The organism is Ramlibacter henchirensis (assembly GCF_004682015.1).
Lineage (GTDB): Bacteria > Pseudomonadota > Gammaproteobacteria > Burkholderiales > Burkholderiaceae_C > Ramlibacter > Ramlibacter henchirensis.
In genome coordinates, this window is sequence record NZ_SMLM01000004.1 from 365,970 (window position 1) to 386,532 (window position 20,563).

Sequence of the window (20,563 nt, forward strand, 5' to 3'; positions counted from 1 at the left end):
GCGCCCGCGGATCAGGAAGCCAGCGCGGTGCCCAGGCGTGCGACACCTTCGCGGATCTTTTCCACGTCGGCCGTCGCGAACGACAGCCGCAGGGCCGCGCGATCCGGTTCCTTCGCGAAGAACGGCGCGCCGGGAACGAAGGCCACGCCCTTCTCGATCGCGCGTTTCGCGAACTCGCCCGCATCGCTGATCTTCCCGCCCGCGCCGGTCAGCCGCGCCCAGAAGAACAGGCCGCCCTGGGGCTGCGTGAACTCGATGGCGTCGCCGAGTTCGCGCTTGAGCGAATCGCCCATCGCCTGCGCACGCTCGGCATACACGCGCCGTACGCGCTTCAACGTGTCGGGCATGCGCCCGCTCTTGAGGTATTGCGCCGCGGTCGCCTGCGCGAAGGTGCTGGTGTGCGCGTCGCTGAACTGCTTGCACATCGTGGCCTTGGCCAGCAGCTCGGCCGGCGCGACGAGCCAGCCGACGCGCAGGCCCGGCGAGAGCACCTTGCTCATGCTGCCGCAGTGCGCCAGCCACTCGCGCGAGCCCGGCACCTCGTGGCTCAGGGCCAGCAGCGAAGGCGGCGGCGGCTGCGCAGTGAAGTAGAGATCGCCGTAGGGATCGTCTTCCACGACCAGCGTCTGGTACTTCACCGCCAGCTCCAGCACCTTGCGCCGCCGCTCCAGCGAGAGCAGCGCGCCGCTCGGGTTGCCGAAGGTGGGGATCAGGTAGACGAACTTGGGCTTGTGCTCGCGGATCAGCGCTTCGAGCCGGTCCACCTGCACGCCTTGCGAGTCGATCGGCGCGGACACCAGGTCGGCGCCATAGAGGCGGAAGCACTGGATCGTGGCCAGGAAGGTCGGGCCTTCGACGATGACCTTGTCACCGGGCCCGACCAGCGTCTTGCCCACCAGGTCCAGCGCCTGCTGGCTGCCGGTGGTGACGATCAGCTGCTGCGGCTCCAGGCCCTGCACGCCCTTGCCCTTCTCGAAGGCGGCGAGCTGCGCGCGCAGCGGCTCGTACCCTTCGGTCGCGCCGTACTGCAGCGCACCACCCGGTTCTTCGGCCAGCGCCTTCTGGCTGGCCTCGCGCAGCCCGTCGACGTCGAACATCGCGCTGTCCGGAAACCCGCCGGCGAAGGAGATGATGCCCGGCTTGCCCAGCAGCTTGAACAGCTCGCGGATGGCCGAGGTTTCGACGTTGTCGAGGCGGGATGCGAATGGGAGGGGCATGGGTCGGCAGGGAGTCGTTTGCCGCCTATTGTGGCGTCATCCGCTTCCCGGCCGCGGCGCGTGCACTCGACGCGCGGAACCGCTTCTATTCCGGCTTGTCCTTGTCCGCGTACCCCTTGTCCGCGTACCGCAGCCCCACTGCGTCGTCCTCCGCCCGCCGGCTGTCCGCCTTTGCGCGTTCGCGATCCGCTTCGGCCCCGGGGCTCTCGGTCCAGTCACGGCCGGCGGAAGGCGCCTGGGCCTTGTCGACGGACGCACTGGAGGCCACGGCGCGTTCGCGGGCCGCCTCCGCTGTCCGCTCGGGCGCAGGATCGAAGGCGCTGCTGCGGTCCGAGTAACTCCCCTGCACGCCGCCGCTGCTGCCGGGCAGCGGCCGGTCGACGATCTCGCGCACGGGCTGCTGCCCGGGGCGGTGGTAGACGTTCAGGTCGGCCGCCTGCAGGTCGTGCAGCAAGGCGCGTGCTCTCGCGGCCTCGGCTTCGTCCTCGGTGTCGACCACGAGCACGGTGCAGCCGCGGTCCACGGCGTTCGCGTAGACCTCGTGGTCCCCGCGATCGCGTTCGCCGCCGAACATGCGGACGAAGAAGCCGGCGACCTTGTCGACCATGTCGCGGCTGGCGGCGATCTCCCGGTCCGTGCCTTCCCAGGCCCGCGGGTCCTCGCCCATGGAGTCGGAATCGGTCGGGCCGCGGTGCTGGAGGTGCACGTCGCGGCGGTCGAAGCCGGACTGCAGCAGCCGGTCGCGGGCGCGCTCGGCGACGTCGCGGTGCTCGAACGAGCAGATGGCGGTGTGCATGAGGTACTCCTTTGTCGCTGTACTGCCTTCTTGATAGACCCGGCCGCGGCGCATGGGGAGTGGCCGGCGGAGCCAGCCGGTGTAGGCAGGGGACTACCGTCGGCCTACTCCCTGGGCAACCGCTGCGCCAGCGAGTCGCGCGCCTTGCGCAGCACGGGCAGCATCTCCTCGCGGAACTCCGCCATCGACATGCGTTCGGCGCGCACGGCCATGCTGATCGCGCCGACGGCGCGGCCCTCGCGGTCGAACGCCGGGACGGCGATGGAGCGCACGCCGATCTCCAGTTCGCCGTCGCTCTGGGTCCATCCTTCTTCGCGACCGCGATCGATCAGCGCGAGCACCTCGCGCGAGCGCCAGATGGTTCGCTCGGTGAGCGGCGCCTTCGGCATCAGCTCGATGCGGCGCCGCGCCTCCTCGGCGGGCAGGCTGGCCAGCAGCGCACGGCCGAGCGCCGAGCAGTAGCCCGGCAGGCGCGAGCCGATGGCGAGGCCCGTGGAGAGGCTGCGCCGGGCGGTCGAGCGCGCCACGATCAGCGCGTCGTCGCCCAGCAGCGTGCCGAACGTCGCCGACTGCCGCGTGCGCTCGGCCAGCGCATCGAGCAGCGGCTGGGCCAGTTGCGGAATGGGCCGCGACGCCAGGTACGAGTGCGCGACCAGAAGTGCGCGGGGCGCGGCCCAGAACCGCTTGCCGTCGCTGTCCAGGTAACCGAGCGCATGCAAGGTGTGCAGCGAGCGGCGGGCCGATGCCGGGGTGCTGCCGGCGAGCCGGGCCACTTCGGACAAGGTGAGCCGCGACGCCTCGCGGTTGAAGCAGGTCAGCACATCCAGGCCCTTCTGCAGCGCCGTGACGAAGCTCTTGTCACCGGCGGCGGGCGTGAGCTGCCGAGTCGTGATCGCAGCGGTTTTGCGCATCCGCGTATTTTGCGCATCGCGCAATTTCCGCTTGCCGCGCCCTGGTACGCAGGCGGACACTGGCCGCACCCGCGGAACGAGCGGCCCAACAGGAGACATCGCCCATGACCCAACGCTTCACGCGCCGGCAGGCACTCGCGCTCACCGCGGGCGGCGCCCTCGCCCCGCTCGGGCTGCCGGCCTTCGCGCAGCCCGCCAGGTCGGTACGGCTGATCGTGCCCTTCCCCGCCGGCGGCACGGCCGACGTGCTGCCGCGGCTGATCACCGAGAAGATCCGCAGCCAGTTCCCGAACGGCATCGTCGTGGAGAACAAGTCCGGCGCCGGCGGCAACATCGGCGCGGCGGAGGTCGCACGCGCCGAGCCGGACGGCACCACCTACCTGGTCTCCCCGCCGGGGCCGATCGCGATCAACCACCACCTGTACAAGTCGCTGCAGTTCGACCCCACGAAGTGGGTGCCGGTGACGGTGCTGGCCACGGTGCCCAACGTGCTGGCCGTCAGCAACAAGGTGCCCGCGAAGAACTTCGAGGAGTTCCTGGCCTACCTGAAGGCCAACCCGGGCAAGGTGAGTTACGCGTCGCAGGGCAACGGTTCCACCTCGCACCTGACGGCCAGCCTGTTCATGCAGCTCACCGGGACCGAGATGGTCCATGTTCCCTACAAGGGCACGGCGCCGGCATTGGTCGATCTCGTCGGCAGCAACGTCGACGTGTTCTTCGACAACATCAGCTCCTCGGCCCAGTTCCACACCGGCGGCAAGATCAAGGTGCTGGCGGTGGCCGACCAGCAGCGCTCGCAGGCGCTGCCCAACGTGCCCACCTTCGCCGAGCAGAAGCTGCCAGCGATGAACGCGGTCACGTTCTTCACCATGGTGGCGCCGCCGGGCACGCCCGCGGACGCGGTGGCCTACATGCACAAGGCGGTGTCCGGCGCATTGGCGCTGCCGGATATCCGGCAGAAGTTCCTCGACCAGGGCGCGCAGCCGCGCGGCTGGTCGCCCGAGGAAACCGGCCGCTTCGTCCGCTCCGAGTCGGAGAAGTGGAACAAGGTGATCAAGGCAGCGAACGTGACGGTGGAGTGATGCAGGAAAGCACGATCGAATGGCGGGGGCCGGGCTTCACCCGGATCCCCTACGGCGTCTACAGCGGACCCGCGCTGGCGCAGCAGGAACAGGAGCGCATCTTCCGCGGCGCCACCTGGAACTACCTTTGCCTGGAGGCGGAGCTGCCCGAGGACGGGAGCTTCCGCACCACCTTCGCCGGCGAGACGCCGGTGGTGGTGGTCAAGGACGACGACGGCGAGATCTACGCCTTCGAGAACCGCTGCGCGCACCGCGGCGCGCTGCTGGCGCTGGAGAAGTCCGGCAAGGTGGAGAACTTCCAGTGCGTCTACCACGCCTGGAGCTACAACCGCCAGGGCGACCTGGTCGGCGTCGCCTTCGAGAAGGGCGTCAAGGGCCAGGGCGGCATGCCCGCCTCCTTCTGCAAGGAGGAGCACGGCCCGCGCAAGCTGATGGTGGCGCGCTATTGCGGCCTGGTGTTCGGCAGCTTCAGCGAGGACGTGCCGCCGCTGGAGGAGTACCTCGGCGACGAGATCTGCCAGCGCATCGAGCGCGTGCTGCACAAGCCGGTGGAGGTCATCGGCCGCTTCACCCAGGCGCTGCCCAACAACTGGAAGCTGTACGTCGAGAACGTCAAGGACAGCTACCACGCCAGCCTGCTGCACCTGTTCTTCACGACCTTCGAGCTCAATCGCCTGTCGCAGAAGGGCGGCGTGATCGTCGACGAGAGCGGCGGCCACCACGTGAGCTATTCCATGATCGATCCCGCCGCGGCCGACTCTTCCTACCGCGAGCAGGGCCTGCGCTCGGACGATGCCCAGTACCGGCTCAAGGACCCCAGCGTGCTGGCCGGCTTCCAGGAGTTCGACGACGGCGTCACGCTGCAGATCCTCTCCGTGTTCCCCGGCTTCGTGCTGCAGCAGATCCAGAACTGCCTGGCCGTGCGCCAGGTGCTGCCCAAGGGCGAAGGCCGGTCGGAATTGAACTGGACCTACATCGGCTACGCCGACGACACGCCCGAGCAGCGCACGGTGCGCCTGAACCAGTTGAACCTGGTGGGGCCGGCCGGTTTCATCTCGATGGAAGACGGCGCCGTCGGCGGCTTCGTGCAGCGCGGCATCGCCGGCGCGCGCGAACTGGAGGCGGTGGTGGAAATGGGCGGCGAGGCCACCGGCTCCAGCGAGGGCCGCGCCACCGAAACTTCCGTGCGCGGCTTCTGGAAAGCCTGGCGCCACCACATGGGAGCGTGAGCATGGTGGACGTCCTGGCCATCTGCGCCTTCCATGCGGCGTACGCGCACGCCATCGACAGCGACGAGCTGGAACGCTGGCCGTCGTTCTTCACCGAGCGCTGCCACTACCGCATCACCCACGTGGAGAACGAGCGCGAGAAGCTGCCCGCCGGCATCGTCTACGCCGACTCGCGCGCCATGCTGGAGGACCGCATCGCCGCGCTGCGCGAGGCCAACATCTACGAGCGGCACCGCTACCGGCACCTTCTCGGCATGCCGCTGGTGGAGTCGGCCGACGGCGGCGGCGCGGTGGCGCGCACGCCGTTCATGGTGTCGCGCATCATGCACAGCGGCGAGACCGGGCTGTTCGCCACCGGCGAATACCGCGACCGCTTCGTCTTGCAGGGCAATCGCCTGCTGCTGGCCGAACGGGTCGTGGTGTGCGACAGCACGGTGACCGACACCTTGCTGGCGCTGCCGCTGTGACACGGCGCTTCGCGCCCAACAGCTGAAACCGAATGCCCTACGACATCCGCATCGCCGGCACCGACGTGCAGTTCCCCTGCGAGCCCGGACAGAACGTCCTGGACGCCGCGCTCAAGTCCGGCATCGAGATGCCCTACTCCTGCCGCAAGGGCATCTGCGGCAACTGCGCCGGCCGCGTGACGGCGGGCAGCGTGGAATGCCCGCCACCGGGCGCCGCGATCGAGGCCGGCCAGCACCTGTTCTGCCAATGCCTGCCGCTGGAGAACCTGGAGATCGCGCCGGAGACCTGGCACCGGGTCGACCCTTCCGCGCGCAAGACCTACACGGTCAAGGTGTTCCGCAACACGCTGGCCGCGCCCGACGTCAACGTGCTGCAGCTTCGCCTGCCCGCGGGCCAGCGCGCGAAGTTCCGTGCCGGGCAGTACCTGCAGGTCACGCTGCCGGACGGCAGCCGGCGCTCCTACTCCATGGCCAACCCGCCGCACGAGAGCGACATGCTGCAGCTGCACATCCGGCACGTCGCGGGCGGCCAGTTCACGCAGCTCGTGCCGAATCTCAAGTCCGGCGACCTGCTGGAGGTGCAGCTGCCGTTCGGCGACGTGGAGATCCACGAGGAGGCCACCGGGCCGCTGCTGTGCGTGGCCGGGGGCACCGGCTTCGCCCCGGTGAAGTCGCTGATCGACGACCTCATGAAGAAGGGCGCGCGCCGCGAAGTCACGCTGGTGTGGGGCGCGCGCACGACCGACGGGCTCTACCTGATGCCGGCGGTGGAGCGCTGGAAGAAGTCGCTGCCGGGCTTCCGCTTCGTTCCTGCCGTCGAAGATGCTGCGGGCGCACAGGCGGTGGGCGGCTTCAACGGCCGCGCGGACGAGGCGGTCCGGTCCCTGTTCACCGCCCTTGCCGACCACGACGCGTACTGCTGCGGCGCGCCCGCCATGGTGACGGCGGTGCGCAAGGCCTGCGTGGAGGACCGCGGGCTGGATCCGCACCGCTTCCACGCCGACGTGTTCGTGCCCGGCCCGGCGGCCTGAGGAGACGCGATGATCGAGAAGGAACTGGACATCCCCACCGCCGACGGCGCGATGAACACGTTCATCGTGCATCCCGACGAAGGCGGGCCGCATCCGGTCGTGCTCTTCTACATGGACGCGCACGGCTGGCGCGAAGAGCTGCGCGACATGGCGCGTCGCCTGGCGAGCGTCGGCTACTACGTGGTGCTGCCCAACCTGTACTACCGCCGCAGCCGCGACTTCTGGCTCAAGGCGCGCACGCCCGAGGCGATGGCGCCGATGTTCGAGCTGATGCACAGCCTCTCCAACGCGCTCATGGTGCGCGACACCGAAGCGATGATCCGCTTCGTCGACACGCAGCCGGAGGCGAACGCCGGCCGCATCGGCGCCACCGGCTACTGCATGAGCGGTCCCTTCGTGTTCGCGGCGGCCGCGGCCTTTCCCGAGCGCATCCAGGCCATCGCGGCGTTCCATCCGGCCCAGATGGTCACGGAAGAGGAGGATTCGCCGCACCGCATGACCGACCGCATCCGCTGCGAGACCTACGTCGCCTGCGCCGAGACCGACAAGTGGGCGCCGCCCGACACGATCGCCCGCCTCGAGGAAGCGATGAAGGCCGGCCACATGCGCTACCGGCTCGAGTGGTACCCGGGCGCCGAGCACGGCTTCGTCTTTCCGCGGCGCGAGGGCATCTACCACCGCCCTTCGGCGGAGCGGCACTGGGAACGGCTGTTCGCCCTGTTCGACCGGACCCTGCGGTCGCGTTGAGGGCGGCCGCTGCCGTCCCGTCGTTGACGGCTTTCGCATAGCGGTTGTCGACCAATTCTTACCCGCGGCGCAGCCGCGGCAGCGCAGAGTAGGAGCCTCTCAGCGCGAAGCAGAACCGTGACCAATCCGATGCAACTGTGGCGGCTGGCGGTCCAGTCCGTGAAGAACTGGTCCAACGACTACGCGCCCTCCATGGGCGCGGCGATCTCGTACTACACGGTGTTCTCGCTCGCCCCGCTGCTGGTGATCGTGATCGCGATCGCGGGCGGCGTGTTCGGCCGCGAGGCCGTGCAGGGCATGATTTCCGACCAGCTCTCCGGCCTGATGGGCGCGGGCGGCGCGGAGATGGTCGAAGGCCTGATCGCCAGCGCCAGCGACACGGACCGCGGCCTGGTCGCCGGCCTCATCAGCTTCTTCGTGCTGCTGGTGGGCGCCACCACCGTGTTCGCGGAACTGCAAAGCGCGCTGGACCGCATCTGGAAGGTGCCCGAATCGAAGAAGCCCTCGGGCATCTTCGGCCTGCTGCGCGCGCGGCTGCTGTCCTTCGGGCTGATACTGGGCGTGGCCTTCCTGCTCATGGTCTCGCTGGTGGTCAGCGCCATGCTCGCGGCTTTCGGTCAGTGGGCCGGTGGGCTGATGCCGGGCTGGGAAACGCTGCTGCACCTGCTGAACATCGCCGTCTCGATCGCCATCCTGACCGTGCTGTTCGCGATGATCTTCAAGCTGATGCCCTCGACGCCCGTGGGCTGGCGCGACGTCTGGGTCGGCGCGTTCGTGACGGCCATCCTGTTCGAGGTGGGCAAGTTCCTGATCGGGCTGTACATCGGCAAGAGCGGCATGACCGAGTCGTTCGAAGCAGCCGGGGCGCTGGTGCTGCTGCTGGCCTGGGTCTACTACGCGGCGCAGATCTTCCTGCTGGGCGCCGAGTTCACGAAGGCGTACGCGGACGCCCACGGCTCGCTGTCGCACGGCACGGCCCCGCCGCCGCGCGAGCCCGCGCAGGAGAATCCCACGAAGCGCTAGGCGCCCGCTGCGAGGCACGCAATGCGGCGCGCAGCGCGGATCTGCGTCGGATGAGCATCGCCAGGATCAGCCAAGGACATTACAATGTCCCGCACATGTCCAGCCCCGCAGTACCTGCATTGCCGATCGTGGTGGCCGACAGCGGCCCCGGCGTCGAGCTGGTACGCGGCACGCTGGCGGAAACCCCCTTCACCCTGCTCGCCGCCGAGACCTTGGCGCAGGCCAAGTCGGCGGTCTCGGCCGACACCCCGCTGGTGCTGTGCGGCTGCCACTTCGACGACGGGCGCCTGTACGACCTCCTGCGCTACATGAAGGCGCGCCCGGCGCTCAACTCCGTCCCCTTCCTCGCCGTCCGCGCCCATGCGGGCGAGCTGGACGACGCGATGTACGAGAGCGTGAAGATCGCCACCAGCGCACTGGGCGGCAACGGCTTCATCGACCTGTTCCGGTGGCGGCGTTTGTATGGGCAGGCGGAGGCGGCGCGGCAGTTTGCGCAGCAGGTCGGCACGCTGGCGCGACACGCGCGGGACTGATTCGCCGGGAGGGAGAGCCCTCACCCCAGCCCCCTCCCAGGGGGAGAGGGAGGAAAACCGTCAGAAGCCGGCTGCCAGGCCGTCGCGGCGGGAATCGGAAGCGGCGACGTAGCCTTCCACCTTCGGGTCGCCCGCGCGCCAGATGAACTGGCCGGCGCCGAAGTCCTGGTAGCTGTCGCGGATCACCTCGATGCGGTGTCCGCGCGAGGTGAGCTCCTGCACCGTGGCCGGGTCCATCTGCCGCTCCACGTTGATCTCCAGCCCGTGGTTGTAGCGCCAGCGCGGCGCGTCGCACGCGGCCTGCGGGTTCTGGCCGTAATCGAGCATGCGAACGACGGTCTGCATGTGGCCCTGCGGCTGCATGTTCGCCCCCATCACGCCGAACGACATCACAGGTTGCCCGTTCCGGGTGAGGAACGCCGGGATGATGGTGTGGAACGGCCGCTTGCCCGGCGCGACCTGGTTGGGGCCCGGCTCCAGGCTGAAGCCGTGGCCGCGGTTCTGCAGGCTGATGCCGAACTCGGGTTCGACCACGCCGGAGCCGAAGCCCATGTAGTTGCTCTGGATGAAGCTGACCATCATCCCGTCCTCGTCGGCAGCGGTCAGGTAGATCGTGCCGCCCTTGGCCGGGGTGCCGGCGCCGAAGTCCTGCGCCTTCTTCATGTCGATCAGCTTCGCGCGCGAAGCCAGGTAGCCGTCGTCCAGCATCTGCTCGGGCGTCACGGTCATGGCCGAGGGCTCGGCGACGTACTTGTAGACGTCGGCGAAGGCGAGCTTCATGGCTTCGATCTGCAGGTGCTGCGAATCGGCGCCGTCCACCTTCATGCCGGCGAGATCGAACTTCTCCAGGATGCCGAGCGCGATCTGGGCGGCGATGCCCTGCCCGTTGGGCGGGATCTCGTGCAGCGTGTGGCCGCGGTAGTTGCGCGCGAGCGGCGTCACCCATTCGGGCTGGTAGGCCGCGAAGTCCTTGGCGGTGATGGTGCCGCCATGCTCGCCGGCGAAGCGCTCGATGGCGTGCGCGATCTCGCCGCCGTAGAACGCGGCGCCCGTGGTGTCCGCGATCCTGCGCAGGCCGCGCGCGGCGGCGGGGAAGCGGAACAGCTCGCCCACGCGCGGCGCGCGGCCCCAGGGCAGGAACGCCTGCGCGAAACCGGGATTGCGCCCGAGCTCGGGGATGGCCGCTTCCCACTTCTGCTGCACGACGATGGGCAGCAGGTAGCCGCGCTCGGCGATCTCGATGGCGGGGGCCAGCACGTCGCCGAAGGGCAGCTTGCCGAAGCGCTCGGACAACGCCACCCAGGAGCCGACCGCGCCCGGCACGGTGATCGAATCGGGCCCGCGCTTGGGCGGGGTCTTCGCGCCGTCACCGTGCTTCTTCTTGAAGTAGGCGGGCGTCCAGGTGGCGGGCGCGCGGCCGGAACCATTGAGGCCGTGGAGCTGCTTGCCGTCCCACAGGATGGCGAAAGCGTCGCTGCCGATGCCGTTGCTCACCGGCTCGCAGACCGTCATCGCGGCCGCCGCGGCGATGGCCGCATCGACGGCGTTGCCGCCCTGCCAGAGGATGCGCAGCCCCGCCTGCGCCGCAAGCGGGTGCGAGGTGGAGACCACGTTGCGCGCGAAGACGGGGATGCGGGTGGTCGGATAGGGGTTGTGGAAATCGAAATGCATGGTGTGTCTCAGTCGGCCGTCAGCTTGCGCTCGTCGATGATCTTCTTCCACTTGGCGCGGTCGGCCGCGGCCATGGTGGCGAACTGCTGCGGCGTGCCGCCGGCCGGCTCGATGCCCAGGCGGGCGAGGCGGTCCTTCACCTCGGCGTCCTGCAGCGCCTGGTTGATGCCGGTGTTCACGCGCGCCACGATGTCGGCGGGCAGGCCCCTGGGGCCGTACAGGCCGAACCAGGTGACGGTCTCGTAGCCCGGCACGGTCTCGGAGATGGCGGGCAGGTCGGGCAGCAGCGGCGAACGTTTCGCGCTGGTGATGCCCAGCGCCTTGAGCCGCCCTTCGCGCACGTGCGGCAGGCCGCTGGGCAGCGAATCGAACAGCACGTCGATCTTGCCGCTCATCAGGTCGGGGATCGCCAGTGCCGTGCCGCGATAGGGGATGTGCACCAGGAACAGGCCGGCCTGCGCCTTGAAGTACTCGGCGCCGAGGTGGACGATGGTGCCGTTGCCGCTGCTCGCGTAATTGAGCCTGCCCGGGTTCTTGCGCGCGTAGTCGACCCACTCCTTCACGTTCTTCGCGGGCGCGGAATTGGGCACCAGCATGATGCTGGGCGCGCTGCCCACGTGCGAGATCGGCGTGAAGTCGGCCACCGCGTCGTACGGCAGCCTGGCCGTGGCGAAGCTGGGCCCGATGCTGTGCGTGCTGCTGGTGGCCAGCAGCAGCGTGTAGCCGTCCGGCGCCGCCTTGGCGACGATGTCCGAACCGATGGAGCCGCCCGCGCCGGGCTTGTTGTCCACGACGACGGCGGCGCCCAGGCGCTCGCCCAGCTTGGCCGAGACCGCGCGGGCGAAGATGTCGGTGGCCCCGCCCGCCGGGAACGGCACGACGAGGCGGATCGGCTTGTTCGGATAGGCGCTCTGCGCCCACGACGGCGCGACGGCGGCCGCCGAGGCGGCCAGCAGGAGGGTGCGGCGTGTGCTCATGGAGGGATTATGGTGGGGTGGTTGCATGCAAACGGATGAGTAGGCGGGGGAACCGGGCCGCGGGGCTGCACCGGCTGCGCGCGTGCCCTCACCCCAACCCTCTCCGAGAGGGAGAGGGAGCTAGCCGCTGTTGCGCTTCTGGTCCATCCGCCGGACCAGTTCGCGTGCCTCGTCGCCTTCCGGGATCGGCTTGCCGCTGTCGCGCCATTGCACGGCGGCCTTGAAGCCTTCTGTTTGCGCGTACCGCCGGAACCACATGCCTTCCGGGTTGTGGCGTGTGATCCCGTCGAACACGGTCGCCAGCTGCTGGGTCTGCTCCAGCCCCATGGTGAGCATCACGTGGTTGACCACCATCTTGTGCATGGCCAGGTGCCCGCGGGGCACGCCGGTGATGCGCGCGGCCAGCTTCATGGTGGCGGCGTCCAGCTGGTCGGCCGGCACGCACTCGTTGGCCAGCCCCCACTGCGCGGCGGTGCGGCCGTCGATGGTGTCGCCGGTGAACATGAGCTGTTTGGCCCGCGTGGGCCCGAGGCGGAAGGTCCACATCGCGGTGGTCGGGCAGCCCCAGACCCGCGTGGGCATGTAGCCGATGCGCGCGTCCTCGGCCATCACCAGCAGGTCGCAGCACAGGGCGATGTCGCTGCCGCCCGCCGCCGCGTAACCGTGCACCTTGGCGATCGTCGGCTTGGGGCTGCGCCATAGCGCCATGAAGTCCTCGGTGTTGCCCTTCATGTAGGCGTAGTCGACCATCGGGTCCCAGGGGAAGCGCTCCTGCTGGCAGGGATGGTCCGTTTCTCCCTGGCCGAAGAAGGTGAGGTCGTAGCCGCCGCAGAAGCCCTTGCCGGCGCCTTCGACCACGATGACGTGGACTTCCTCGTCTGCGTTGGCCCACTCGACGGCCTTGCGGATGTCGCGCGGCGTGTCCTCGTTGATGGCGTTCAGGCGCTCGGGACGATTGAGCAGCAGGCGCGCGATGCGCGGGTTGGCGGGGTCCTTGGCGATGCGGACCGTGCTGAGTTCGAGCATGGGAAAACCTCCTTGAAGGCGTCATCCCCGCGGAGGCAGGGATCCAGGGCTTTCCTTGCGGCCTCTGGACCCCCGCCTGCGCGGGGATGACGGTTTGGGTGAACGAAGCGTCAGTCGGCGTACACGCCCGCCTTGCGGATCACCGGTCCCCACTTGGCGATCTCCGCCTCCAGGTGCGTGCGCAGACCGGCCGGGGTGATCTTGTCCATCGGAACGATGTCGGAGCTCAGGTCGGTCAGGCGCTTCTTGACCTCGGGATCCTGCATCGCGACGCGCAGGGCCGCATTGAGCTTCTCGATCACCGGCTGCGGCGTGCCCTTGGGCGCATACATGCCGTGCCACACCTTGACCTCGAAGCCTTTCAGGCCCTGCTCGTCGAGCGTGGGCACGTTGGGCAGCACGTCCAGCCGCTTGGGCACGGTGACGCCATAGACCTTGACGCGCTGGTCCTTGATCAGGGGCACGGTCTGCGTGGTCTGGTCGCACAGCAGGTCGACCTGGCTTCCCAGCAGCGCGTTCATCGCGGGGCCGGTGCCGCTGAACGGAACCGTGGTCAGCTCCACGCCCATAGCGCTCATGAACAAGAGGCCGCACAGGTGCGACACCGCGCCCAGGCCGGCGTTGGCCAGCGAGACCTTGTTGCCTTCCCGCTTGAGGTGGGCCTGCAGTTCCTGGAAGGTGTTGGCCGGGAAGTCCTTGCGCGCCAGCAGGGTCATGGGCACGTCGACCACCTGGCCGATGTACTCGAAGTCCTTGAGCGGGTCGAACTGCAGCTTCTTGTAGAGGGCCGGCGCGGTGGACATGCCCATGTGGTGCAGGAAGATGGTGTAGCCGTTGGGCTGTGCGCGCGCCACCTTCGTGGCCGCGATGGTGCCGCCGGCGCCGACCGCGTTCTCCACCACCACGGTCTGCCCCAGGTGTTTGCCCATCGGGATGGCGATCATGCGGGCCACCACGTCAGTGGGCCCGCCGGCGGCGAAGGGCACGACCAGCGAGACCTGGCGCTCGGGGAACGCGCCCTGGGCGGCGGAGCCGAAGGACACTGCGGCCAGCGAGGCCGCTAGCAGGGTTTTGAGGAAGCGGTTCAACTCATGTCTCCTGTTGGCATGCGAACACGAAGACATTACCCCCGGGGCACGTGAACCGTATCCGCACTTTCCTTGAGATACGGGTTAGCGTGAACGCAGCAACGGGCCGACGCGGGGCGCGCGCGCGATGGCCCACACGCCATCAAGGACTTGACGCATGTCGGCCGCCGGGCGGGGATCCCGGTCTTCGTCGGGCCGCTCCCTGGCAAGCGGCATCCTGCCGCAGCCCTACACTCCCGCCCCGTGAGAGACCAGGACGTCGAGCCCTTCTTCGCCACCCTGCAGGCGGCCAACCCGTCGCCCGAAACCGAGCTCGAGTACACGAGCGTGTTCGAGCTGCTCGCGGCCGTCCTGCTGTCGGCGCAGGCGACCGACGCGGGCGTCAACAAGGCGACCAGGCGGCTGTTCCCGGTGGCGGGCACGCCGCAGGCCATCCTGGACCTGGGGCTGGAGCGGCTGGAGGAGTCCATCCGGACCATCGGGCTGTACCGCACCAAGGCACGCAACCTGCTGGCCACCTGCCGCATCCTCGTCGACCAGCACGGCGGCGAGGTGCCGCGCACGCGGGATGCGCTGGAGGCGCTGCCCGGCGTGGGCCGCAAGACGGCCAACGTGGTGCTGAACGTGGCGTTCGGCGAGGCGACGATGGCCGTCGACACGCACATCTTCCGGGTGAGCAACCGCACCGGGCTGGCGCCCGGCAAGGACCCGCTCGAGGTGGAGCACAAGCTGCTCGAACGCGTGCCGGCCAAGTACCTGCACGACGCGCACCACTGGCTGATCCTGCACGGGCGCTACGTCTGTGTGGCGCGATTGCCGCAGTGCTGGCGCTGCGCCGTGCGGGCGTATTGCGACTACGAGCCGAAGACGCCGCCGCCTGGCGACCGTGCGGGCTGAGCCCGTCGAAGCCCCGCGCTCGGGGGTCGAACTCATGGGCAGCCGAGCCCTGCGGTGGTATCGTCCCGCCCCATGGCCGGAGAGCTTCACTCCACTTTCTACGACGAGCTGCATCTGCCCCGCACCGCGTCGTTCGAGGACGTGCGCTCGGCCTACCGGCGGCTCGCCCGGGAGCACCATCCCGACCGCGCCGGGGCCGACGGCGCCGCCATGGCCCGCATCAACCAGGCCTACGAGGTGCTGTCCGACCCCGACCGGCGGGCCCGCTACGACGAACGCCTCGACGCGCCGAAGCCCGCGCCTCGCAAGCCGGGGCGCGTCGTGCTGCCCGGCGACCGCAAGCGCTATCGGCTGAAGTGGGTCTTGACGGGCGTCGCCGTCGTGGTGGTGTCCGGCCTGGCCGTGCTGGCCGGGCTGCGAGCGCGACAAGCCCCTGCGCCCACCGCCAAGCGCGCGCAGCCGCTGTCGCATCCGCTCCCCCAGCCGGCCGCGCAAAACACGGCCCGACCGGCAGGCGAAGGCAGCGGTTTGAGGCTCATCCCTTCGCGCAGCATCTCCTCCGTGCCCTCCGCCGGCAGGCCCGGCACCGCCCAGGCTCAGTAGCGGCACCCGCCTGCTACATTGGCCGGATGGAAATCCAGGACCTCCAGCAAACACTGGCCGAGATGGGCCAGAACGTCGACGCGCTCAAGGAGAACCAGTTCGCCCTCGTGGCGCAGGTGCAGGTGCTGCAGGCCGCCCTGGCCAGCGCGCTGATGCACCATCCCGACCGCAAGGCGGTGCTCGCCGCGTTCGAGCGCTACATGAAGGTGGCCAAGGATTCCGCGCCCAACCTCGCCAGCCGCATGGAAGGACTGGAAGCGGGGATGCTGTCGCTGCTGGGAAAGCACCAGGCCTGATCAGCGGCCGGCCGTCGTCTCCAGCCCGGTCCAACCACCCCCCAACGACTGGATCAACGCCACCGCCGCCGCCTGCCGGTCGGACTGCAGCTGCACCAGCGCGCGGCGGGCGTTCTGCGCGGTCGCCTGCGCATTGACCACCTCGGTGAAGCCCACCTGCCCCGCCTGGTAGCGGTTGAGCACCTGCTGCTCCACCAGGTCGGCCGCGCGCGAGGCTTCCTCGCGCAGCGTGACCTGCTGCGACAGCACGCGCACGCCGGCCAGCTGGTCCTCGACGTTCTGGAAGGCGGTCAGCACGGTCTGGCGATACCGCGCCACCGCTTCCTCGAAACCGGCCCGCGCGGCGTCGACCTGCGCGCCGGTCGCGCCGGCGTTGAAGATCGTCTGAGCCACCGAAGCGCCGAGCGCCCACACCAGCGAGGAGGCGCTGAACAGGTCGCCGATGCTCGCCGCGCCCGCGCCCAGCGAGCCGCTCAGGCGAAGGCTGGGGAACCAGGCGCTCTGCGCGATACCGATCTCCTCGTTGGCCTGCGCCACGCGGCGCTCGGCGGACGCGATGTCGGGCCGGCGCTGCAGCAGGGTCGAGGGCACCGACAGCGGCACGTCGGGCACGGTGATCGGCCAGTTCGGCTCGGCCTTCAGCGAGAAGCTGGCGGGCGCCTGCCCGACCAGCACCGCGATCGCGTGTTCGAGCTGCGCGCGCTGCCGCTCCACCGTCAGCAGGTCGGCGCGCGCGTTGGCCAGCTGGGTCTGCGCCTGCAGCACGTCGGTGCGCGCGGCGATGCCGGCGTTGTAGCGGTTGTTGGTGATCTGCAGCACCCGCTCGTAGCCGGCGACGGTTTGCGACAGCAGGTGCCGCTGCGCGTCGGCTTCGCGCAGGCCGAAGTAGTTGGCCGCCACCTCGCCCTGCGCGGCCAGACGCGCGGCTGCCAGGTCCGCGAGGCTGGCCTGCTCGCCCGCGCGTGCGCCGGCGACGCTTCGCGAGAGGCGCCCCCACACATCGGGCTCCCAGCTCGCGCCGATGTCGAACTGGTAGCTGCTGCGCGTGCTGCCCCCGCCGGATCCGGTGACGACGGTCGCGCCGGTCGACGTGGTCGTGGTCGTCGTGCCGCCACCGCGCGTACCGCTGCGATTGGCGCTGGCGTCGAGGCCGACGACGGGGAACAACGTGGCCCGCTGCTGCGCGACGAGGGCCCGCGCCTGGGCATACGCGGCTGCGGCCGCAGCCACGTTCTGGTTGGACACCTCGACCCGCGCGGCCAGGTCGCTGAGGACGGGGTCGTTGAACAGCTGCCACCACGGGCCGCGCTCCAGGGTATCGGCCGGCGCGGCGCGAACCCATTCGCCCTGGCCTTGCTTGAAGGCGACGGGCGTGTCGACGACGGGCGGGGTGTCGTAGCGCGGGCCGATGGACGCGCAGGCGGTGAGCGCGAGGCAGATGGCCAGGCAGAGGGGTTTGAGGAGCAACGATCGAGTCATGGCGACGCGCGAGGGCAGGATGAGGGCTGTCTTGCTCCCTCCCTTCCGGGGGAGGGTTGGGGTGGCCGCATGCTCACGCCGCCTCCGGCACGTGGCTGCGCGCCAGCGCGCGCTCGTGCGGGCTTCTGCGCCGCAGCTTGTCCAGCAGCAGGTACACCACCGGCGTCGTGAGCAATGTGAGCAGCTGGCTGGCGATCAGCCCGCCGACGATGGCGATCCCCAGCGGCCGGCGCAGCTCCGCGCCCTCGCCGAAACCGATCGCCAGCGGCAGCGCGCCCAGCGCGGCAGCCAGCGTGGTCATGAGGATCGGCCGGAAGCGCAGCAGGCACGCCTCTCGCACCGCCGCCACCGGCGACAGCCCGCGCGAGCGCTCGGCGTCGAGGGCGAAGTCGATGATCATGATCGCGTTCTTCTTCACGATGCCGATCAGGAGGAACAGCCCGATCAGCGCCATGATCGACAGCTCCAGGCGGAACAGCATCAGCCCGAGCACCGCGCCCACCCCGGCCGAGGGCAGCGTGGAGAGCACGGTGATCGGATGCACCAGGCTCTCGTACAGCACGCCCAGCACGAGGTAGATCACGACGATCGCCGCCAGGATCAGCAGCGGCTGCTGCGACTGCGACTCCTGCGCCGCGCGCGCAGTGCCCTGGAAGCTGCCCCGCACATTCGTCGGCATCGCGATCGCGGCCTCCGCCGCCTTCACCGCCGCCTGCCCTTCGACGATGGTGCTGCCTTCGGCCAGGTTGTACGAGATCGTGGTCGCCAGTTCCGCGTCCTGGTGGTTCAGCGACGTGGCGGTGGGCCGCTCGACCACCTTCGCGATGGCCGACAGCGGCACCATGTTCCGCGCCGACCCGCTCAGCGCCTGCCCCGTCGCCTGGTCGCGCAGTGCGGGGTTGATGGTAGTGCTGGTCGCCGTCGTGGTCGTGCCGGCCGAAGCCGTGCTGCCGGTCGCCGCCGGGGACGCGACCGCATTGCGCGCCGGCACGTAGACGTCGCGCAGCGCGAGCGGGCTGAGGATGTAGCGCTGCGCCACGCCCAGGATCACGCGGTACTGGTTCAGCTCGCCATAGATCGTGGCCACCTGCCGCTGGCCGAAGGCGTTGTACAGCGCGTTGTCGACGTCGCGCGAGGTGATGCCCAGGCGCGAAGCGCTGTCCTTGTCGACTTCGACGAACAGCTCCACGCTGTTCTCCTGCTGGTCGGTGTCCACATCCACCAGCGCCGGCTGCCGTTTCATCGAGTCGGCCAGCCGCGTGGCCCAGCGCTTGAGGTCCTCGACGTTGTCGCTCTTGAGCGTGTACTGGTAGGTCGAGCTGCTCTGCCGGCCGCCCATGCGCAGGTCCTGCACCGGGTTGAGGAACAGGCTCACGCCCGGGACGTTCTTCTGCAGCTGCGGCCGCAACCGCGCGATCACCGCCTGCGCCCGCTCGCCCTGCGCGCGCTCGGAAGCGGGCTTCAACGTGACGAACATGAAGCCGCCGCCCGCACGGCCGCCGCCGGTGAAGCCCACCACCGTGTCCACTGCGGGATCGGCGCGGATGATGTCCACCAGCTGGCGCAGCTTCTCCTGCATGGCCTGGAACGAGATGCTCTGGTCGGCGCGCAGGCCGCCCGTGATCTGGCCGGTGTCCTGCTGCGGGAAGAAGCCCTTGGGGATCTTCACGAACAGGTAGGCGTTCAGCCCGATCACGACCAGCAGGATGGCCAGCACCATCCAGCGCGCCTGCAGCGCCCAGTCCAGGGTCCAGGCGTACGTGCGGTGCATCGCGTCGTAGCTGCGCTCGGCCCAACGTGCGAGGCGGCCGGGCGGCTTGCCGGACGCGTCGTGCGGCTTCAGCAGCCAGGCGCACAGCATCGGCGTGGTGGTCAGCGAGATCAGCAGCGAGATCATCACGGCCGCCGACAGCGTGACCGCGAACTCGCGGAACAGCCGACCGACCTGCCCGCCCATGAACAGCAGCGGGATGAACACCGCCACCAGCGACAGGCTGATCGACAGCACCGTGAAGCCGACCTCGCGCGCGCCCAGCAGCGCCGCCTGGAAGCGGTTCATGCCGCGCTCCAGGTGGCGGCTGATGTTCTCCAGCACCACGATGGCGTCGTCCACCACGAAACCGGTGGCGACCGTCAGCGCCATCAGGCTCAGGTTGTTGAGCGAGAAGCCCATCAGCAGCATCACGCCGAAGGTGCCCAGCAAGGAGACCACGGTGGCCACGGCGGGAATGAAAGTGGCCCGCGCGCTGCGCAGGAACACGCTGACCACCAGCACGACCAGCGCGATGGCGATCGCCAGCGTCAGCTCCACCTCGTGCAGCGAGGTGCGGATCGAGGTCGTTCGGTCCGAAGCCAGCACCAGCCGGATGTCCGGCGGCAGCGCCTCCTGCAGTTCGGGCAGCAGGGCCTTCACCGCGTCGACGGTCTTGATCACGTTGGCGCCGGGCTGCAGCGTGATCGGCACCACCACCGCGGGCTCGCCGTTGAACAGGCCGATGGTGTTGACGTTCTCCACGCTGTCGCTGACCGTCGCGATGTCGCCCAGCCGTACCGCCGCTCCATCGCGCCAGGCCACCACCAGGCCTCGGTAGTCGGCGGCCGAAAGGCGGCCCGCCCCGATGGCGATCAGCCCGTCGGCGCCTGGAGCGCTGCTGCCGGTGCTGGTGTAGATCTGCAATCGGCGGCCGCTCGCATCCTGCACGTCGCCCTTGGGCCGGTTGGCGCTGCCGGCCTGCAGTGCGGCGCGCACGTCCTCGGTGGCGATGCCGTACCTGGTGAGCGCGAAGGGATTCAGTTCCACCCGCACCGCCGGCTGCGAGCCGCCGCCCAGCTCCACGTCGCCGACGCCCTGCACCTGGGCGATCTTCTGCTGCACGACGTTGGAGACCGCGTCGTAGATCTGGCCGGGCGTGCGGCGCGGCGAGGTCAGCGCGAGGATCAACACCGGCGCGGCCGCCGGGTTGGCCTTGCGGTAGGTGGGGTTGCTTCGCAGGTTGGCCGGCAGGTCGGCGCGCGACGCGTTGATGGCGGCCTGCACTTCGCGCGCGGCCGAATCGATGTTGCGGTTGAGGTCGAACTGCAGGTTGATGCGGGTCGAGCCGACGCCGCTGCTGGACGTCATCTCGTTGACGCCCGCGATCACGCCCAGCCGCCGCTCCAGCGGCTGCGCGACGCTCGTCGCCATCGTCTCCGGGCTGGCGCCGGGGAGGTTGGCGCTGACCGTGATGACGGGAAAGTCGACCTGCGGCAGCGAGGCGACCGGCAGCTTGAAGAACGCGGCGATGCCGGCCAGCGCGATCCAGACCGTGAGCAGGACGGTGCCGACGGGGCGGCGGACGAAGGGGGCGGAGAGGTTCATCTCTCTGCTCCCTCCCCCACCGGGGGAGGGTTGGGGTGGGGGCACGCACCGGCCCCCATCCAACCCCGCGGCCCATGGAGCGCGCGCGTGCCCCCACCCCCGCCCCCCCCCCGGGGGGGGGGGGGGAAAGAG

Annotated in this window: 19 protein-coding genes; 10 read left to right on the forward strand and 9 right to left on the reverse strand. The window is 69.9% G+C overall.

What is annotated here, in order from left to right; genetic code table 11:
* Nucleotides 1-11: 11 nt before the first annotated feature.
* The 3 genes from EZ313_RS23020 to EZ313_RS23030 all read right to left on the reverse strand — a co-directional run bounded on the left by EZ313_RS23020 (nucleotide 12) and on the right by EZ313_RS23030 (nucleotide 2,924).
* Nucleotides 12-1,217, reverse strand: coding sequence for an aminotransferase-like domain-containing protein (locus EZ313_RS23020; protein WP_135265649.1), 1,206 nt, complete (start codon nucleotides 1,215-1,217; stop codon nucleotides 12-14).
* Between the two features lie 85 nt (nucleotides 1,218-1,302).
* Nucleotides 1,303-2,013 carry a hypothetical protein gene (locus tag EZ313_RS23025; protein WP_135265650.1) on the reverse strand — a complete coding sequence of 237 codons (711 nt, stop codon included), beginning with the start codon at nucleotides 2,011-2,013 and terminating at the stop codon, nucleotides 1,303-1,305.
* A gap of 104 nt (nucleotides 2,014-2,117) precedes the next feature.
* The gene (locus EZ313_RS23030) at nucleotides 2,118-2,924 is read right to left on the reverse strand and encodes an IclR family transcriptional regulator domain-containing protein (RefSeq protein ID WP_135265651.1); all 807 of its coding nucleotides are present in this window, start codon (nucleotides 2,922-2,924) and stop codon (nucleotides 2,118-2,120) included.
* A gap of 104 nt (nucleotides 2,925-3,028) precedes the next feature.
* On the opposite strand from EZ313_RS23030, the gene EZ313_RS23035 reads away from it, so the two are divergent.
* The 7 genes from EZ313_RS23035 to EZ313_RS23065 all read left to right on the forward strand — a co-directional run bounded on the left by EZ313_RS23035 (nucleotide 3,029) and on the right by EZ313_RS23065 (nucleotide 9,036).
* Entirely contained in the window at nucleotides 3,029-4,006 is a 978-nt protein-coding gene (locus EZ313_RS23035; protein ID WP_135265652.1) for a Bug family tripartite tricarboxylate transporter substrate binding protein, read from the forward strand.
* On the forward strand, nucleotides 4,006-5,235 hold the full coding sequence (locus EZ313_RS23040) for an aromatic ring-hydroxylating dioxygenase subunit alpha (protein WP_135265653.1): 1,230 nt from the start codon (nucleotides 4,006-4,008) through the stop codon (nucleotides 5,233-5,235). The genes EZ313_RS23035 and EZ313_RS23040 overlap by 1 nt, the downstream gene beginning before the upstream one ends.
* A 2-nt stretch (nucleotides 5,236-5,237) precedes the next feature.
* Complete coding sequence (locus EZ313_RS23045; protein ID WP_135265654.1) at nucleotides 5,238-5,702, forward strand: aromatic-ring-hydroxylating dioxygenase subunit beta; 465 nt, start codon at nucleotides 5,238-5,240, stop codon at nucleotides 5,700-5,702.
* Between the two features lie 32 nt (nucleotides 5,703-5,734).
* On the forward strand, nucleotides 5,735-6,733 hold the full coding sequence (locus tag EZ313_RS23050; RefSeq protein ID WP_135265655.1) for a 2Fe-2S iron-sulfur cluster-binding protein: 999 nt from the start codon (nucleotides 5,735-5,737) through the stop codon (nucleotides 6,731-6,733).
* Nucleotides 6,734-6,742: 9 nt separating this feature from the next.
* Nucleotides 6,743-7,480: a dienelactone hydrolase family protein gene (locus EZ313_RS23055; protein ID WP_135265656.1), complete on the forward strand. Its 738-nt coding sequence runs from the start codon at nucleotides 6,743-6,745 to the stop codon at nucleotides 7,478-7,480.
* 117 nt (nucleotides 7,481-7,597) lie between these two features.
* Nucleotides 7,598-8,503 (forward strand): YihY/virulence factor BrkB family protein, encoded by a 906-nt coding sequence (locus EZ313_RS23060; protein ID WP_240788756.1) that lies wholly within the window; start codon nucleotides 7,598-7,600, stop codon nucleotides 8,501-8,503.
* Between the two features lie 95 nt (nucleotides 8,504-8,598).
* Nucleotides 8,599-9,036, forward strand: a complete 438-nt coding sequence (locus EZ313_RS23065; RefSeq protein WP_135265657.1) for a hypothetical protein — start codon at nucleotides 8,599-8,601, stop codon at nucleotides 9,034-9,036.
* 60 nt (nucleotides 9,037-9,096) lie between these two features.
* On the opposite strand, the gene EZ313_RS23070 is transcribed toward EZ313_RS23065, so the two are convergent.
* The 4 genes from EZ313_RS23070 to EZ313_RS23085 all read right to left on the reverse strand — a co-directional run bounded on the left by EZ313_RS23070 (nucleotide 9,097) and on the right by EZ313_RS23085 (nucleotide 13,798).
* The gene (locus EZ313_RS23070; protein ID WP_135265658.1) at nucleotides 9,097-10,707 is read right to left on the reverse strand and encodes a gamma-glutamyltransferase family protein; all 1,611 of its coding nucleotides are present in this window, start codon (nucleotides 10,705-10,707) and stop codon (nucleotides 9,097-9,099) included.
* Between the two features lie 8 nt (nucleotides 10,708-10,715).
* Nucleotides 10,716-11,684 carry a tripartite tricarboxylate transporter substrate binding protein gene (locus tag EZ313_RS23075; protein ID WP_135265659.1) on the reverse strand — a complete coding sequence of 323 codons (969 nt, stop codon included), beginning with the start codon at nucleotides 11,682-11,684 and terminating at the stop codon, nucleotides 10,716-10,718.
* Nucleotides 11,685-11,804: 120 nt separating this feature from the next.
* Nucleotides 11,805-12,710: a crotonase/enoyl-CoA hydratase family protein gene (locus EZ313_RS23080; RefSeq protein WP_135265660.1), complete on the reverse strand. Its 906-nt coding sequence runs from the start codon at nucleotides 12,708-12,710 to the stop codon at nucleotides 11,805-11,807.
* Nucleotides 12,711-12,820: 110 nt separating this feature from the next.
* Nucleotides 12,821-13,798: a tripartite tricarboxylate transporter substrate binding protein BugD gene (locus tag EZ313_RS23085; RefSeq protein WP_420849337.1), complete on the reverse strand. Its 978-nt coding sequence runs from the start codon at nucleotides 13,796-13,798 to the stop codon at nucleotides 12,821-12,823.
* Nucleotides 13,799-14,041: 243 nt separating this feature from the next.
* Here EZ313_RS23085 and nth point away from each other — a divergent pair, with 243 nt between their 5' ends.
* The 3 genes from nth (at nucleotide 14,042) to EZ313_RS23100 (ending at nucleotide 15,594) form a co-directional block, all read left to right on the forward strand.
* Complete coding sequence (gene nth / locus EZ313_RS23090) at nucleotides 14,042-14,695, forward strand: endonuclease III (RefSeq protein ID WP_135265662.1); 654 nt, start codon at nucleotides 14,042-14,044, stop codon at nucleotides 14,693-14,695.
* A 72-nt stretch (nucleotides 14,696-14,767) separates the two neighbouring features.
* Nucleotides 14,768-15,298 (forward strand): J domain-containing protein, encoded by a 531-nt coding sequence (locus tag EZ313_RS23095; RefSeq protein WP_135265663.1) that lies wholly within the window; start codon nucleotides 14,768-14,770, stop codon nucleotides 15,296-15,298.
* Nucleotides 15,299-15,324: 26 nt separating this feature from the next.
* A complete protein-coding gene (locus EZ313_RS23100; protein ID WP_135265664.1) occupies nucleotides 15,325-15,594 on the forward strand; it encodes a hypothetical protein in 270 nt (89 codons plus the stop codon).
* Here the strand turns inward: EZ313_RS23100 and EZ313_RS23105 are convergent, their stop codons facing one another.
* Nucleotides 15,595-17,073 carry an efflux transporter outer membrane subunit gene (locus EZ313_RS23105; RefSeq protein ID WP_135265665.1) on the reverse strand — a complete coding sequence of 493 codons (1,479 nt, stop codon included), beginning with the start codon at nucleotides 17,071-17,073 and terminating at the stop codon, nucleotides 15,595-15,597.
* Between the two features lie 73 nt (nucleotides 17,074-17,146).
* Nucleotides 17,147-20,431, reverse strand: coding sequence for an efflux RND transporter permease subunit (locus EZ313_RS23110; RefSeq protein ID WP_135265666.1), 3,285 nt, complete (start codon nucleotides 20,429-20,431; stop codon nucleotides 17,147-17,149).
* Nucleotides 20,432-20,563: the final 132 nt, after the last annotated feature.